Consider the following 1,193-nt stretch of genomic DNA (forward strand, 5'->3'; position numbering starts at 1 on the left):
GATCGTCGGTTCTTCGATTAACGTTGGTAATGGAATGTTTACCGTAACGAGTGGCGGAATCATGAGCGCGGTTGACGGTAACTTTAGCGGACGCATCAGCGCCTCGACTATTACGGGCGGTACGGTGACTGGCGCTAAGATACAAACGTCAGACTCCGTTTATCCGCGCGTAGTGATCGATCCGACAAGCGTTGCGTTCGGCGTATATTCAAGCGCTGATAACGGTATTCAGATTCCGGCTTTTGATAACGGTCTGAGTAAGATTATATTTAACGCAGGAGGCGGGCGTCAGTCTACGTTATACAACTCGCCGTCATCCGGGTTAACTATAAGCGGTGATCCTGACGTGACACTGAGCGGAACAAATATTAGGTTATCTACATCATCGTCTGGCCAGGTAATACTCGCAGGATGGGGGCGTTTATATAATGGGGCTACAACACTCGCTGATGAGTTAGCCGCTATTTGGTCTGAGCTAAACCGCAAGTCTAACATAGGTCACACACACACCGTTACGCTGCAAAATCACAATCACGGTAGTACAACGCTTACTCCATCTGGTGGCGGAACCTTTCCAGTCTCATGACGTAATGGTACTATTAGGTAAATACTATTACGGAGGTCATCATATGAAAAAGTTTATTTCCGGTATAATCGTCGGAGCGCTTTTATTTTCGGGCGCTTCGGTTTTCGCGGGTTCTGCTAGTTTAATAGGACAGAAAGTACAGGGTATCTTTGTAATAGAAAAAGGCGGATCGAAAGTAGCGGAGGCTGTCGTTATTAACGGCACGGCTTACGCGCCTGTACGTGCAGTTTCCGAAGCTACCGGAACTAAGCTATCCGTGGAGGGGAAGAAAATAATAATGGACGAAACGACTTCTGCGTCATCTGGCAATAGCGTTACGGAGCGTGATCGTATCGTCTCGGAAATCGCGCGCTACGATAAGCAGATTGCTGGATATAAAGCGGATATCCTGCCGACGTATAAACTGCAGGCGGAAGAACTCGCTAATAACGGTGATCTCGGAAAAAGAGCCGCTGAGACATACGCTGACTTTAAGGCGCAAGTTGACGCTTGGGAAAAGGAACGCGCGGCGCTACAGGCTCAACTCGCTGAGATCGACGGTAATAAATAAACGAATAAATAACGAAGAGTCTCGCAGCCATTGCGGGGCTCTTTTTACGTAGAGGAG

General features: G+C 48.2%; 1 protein-coding gene and 1 pseudogene. Both read left to right on the forward strand.

The window, feature by feature from the left end:
* Nucleotides 1-586, forward strand: a pseudogene (locus tag CA598_RS32580) (hypothetical protein); the annotation flags it as partial.
* Between the two features lie 43 nt (nt 587-629).
* Nucleotides 630-1,136 (forward strand): intermediate filament family protein, encoded by a 507-nt coding sequence (locus CA598_RS31620; RefSeq protein ID WP_094879060.1) that lies wholly within the window; start codon nt 630-632, stop codon nt 1,134-1,136.
* Nucleotides 1,137-1,193: the final 57 nt, after the last annotated feature.

This window comes from Paenibacillus sp. VTT E-133291 (assembly GCF_002264395.1).
Lineage (GTDB): Bacteria > Bacillota > Bacilli > Paenibacillales > Paenibacillaceae > Paenibacillus_AQ > Paenibacillus_AQ nitricinens.